General features: G+C 65.8%; 2 protein-coding genes. One reads left to right on the top strand and one right to left on the bottom strand.

What is annotated here, in order from left to right; translation table 11 throughout:
* Window positions 1-127: 127 nt before the first annotated feature.
* The gene (locus tag ABT288_RS50020; protein WP_351623460.1) at window positions 128-733 is read right to left on the bottom strand and encodes a GmrSD restriction endonuclease domain-containing protein; all 606 of its coding nucleotides are present in this window, start codon (window positions 731-733) and stop codon (window positions 128-130) included.
* A 19-nt stretch (window positions 734-752) separates the two neighbouring features.
* On the opposite strand from ABT288_RS50020, the gene ABT288_RS50015 reads away from it, so the two are divergent.
* A complete protein-coding gene (locus ABT288_RS50015; RefSeq protein ID WP_502973037.1) occupies window positions 753-1,007 on the top strand; it encodes a WCX domain-containing protein in 255 nt (84 codons plus the stop codon).
* Window positions 1,008-1,087 lie beyond the last annotated feature (80 nt).

The following is a 1,087-nucleotide window of genomic DNA, read 5'->3' as shown; positions in this document are numbered from 1 at the left end:
CAGATCAACCACCGCGGGCCGGCAGATTCCGCCCCGCCGCCACACCATCAGGCGACAGCAGATCCACTCAAAGACTCACGAACCGCCCACTTACAAGCAGCCGATTGATCACGACATCACACAGACCCTAGTCGCAGGTGTTGAGCATCTCGGTGAGCTTGGTCTTCTCAGGCGGCGTGATGCTCAGCCCGTACAGGTGCTTGATGTCGGTCCAGGCCCGTGAGTAGGTGCACCAGTAGTCCTTGTTCGGGGGCGCCCACTGGTCCGGAGACTGGTCACCCTTGGAGCGGTTGGAGGCGGCGGAGACGGCGATCAGCTTCGAGTGGTCGAGGTCGTTGGCGAACTTCTTGCGCTTGTCGGTGGTCCAGGTGTCGGCGCCGGACCGCCAGGCGTTGGCGAGGGGGACCATGTGGTCGATGTCGACCTTGGACGCGGCATCGAGGGTCTTGCCGTCGTAGGGGCTGTACCAGGTCCCCGTGGTGGCCCGGCACATAGAGTCCTGGGTGACGCCTCGTCCGTCGCGGGAGAGGACGACTTCGCGGGTGTCGCATTCCCCGTACTGCTTGATCCAGTGGGGGAACTTCGCCCGCGAGTAGCCGGCCATCGAGTGCGGCGCCTCGATGGTGAGTTCGCCGAGCTCCTTCAGCGCGACGGACGTCAGGGCACTGCCCGGGTCCTTCGACCCACCTTCGGGAAGGGACGCCCCGAACCACCTGCTGACCGGCTTCGCCACGGCAAAGTACCGGCACCAGGTGGCCGTGTGGATCCGCGGGACGCCCGAGCGGATCCGTGCATGGCTGCCAGAGAGCGTCGCCGTCATCGGGCCGCCGCCGAATGACGGCGGCGGCCCGATGGCCGAAGGCTGGTTCCGTGTCGAGCTGCGTGCGGAGCGACTTGACTGGGTGCCACCCGCCCTCGCCGCGCTGGATCTGCCCTTCCGGATCGAGGGCCCTCAGGAACTTCGCGACCTCATGCTCGCGTTCACGGAACGGCTAGGGCCTGTGTGATGTTGTGATCAGGTAGTTGCCTTCAGGAGGTCGTTGATCCAGATCATCGAGGCACGGAGGTGGAGGCCGGCGAGGTAGCT

Origin of the sequence: Streptomyces sp. NPDC001093 (genome assembly GCF_040298985.1) — a bacterium.
Classification (GTDB): Bacteria; Actinomycetota; Actinomycetes; order Streptomycetales; family Streptomycetaceae; genus Streptomyces.
The sequence above is the reverse complement of the archived record's forward strand: the minus strand, read 5'-3'. Positions and strand labels throughout refer to the sequence as shown.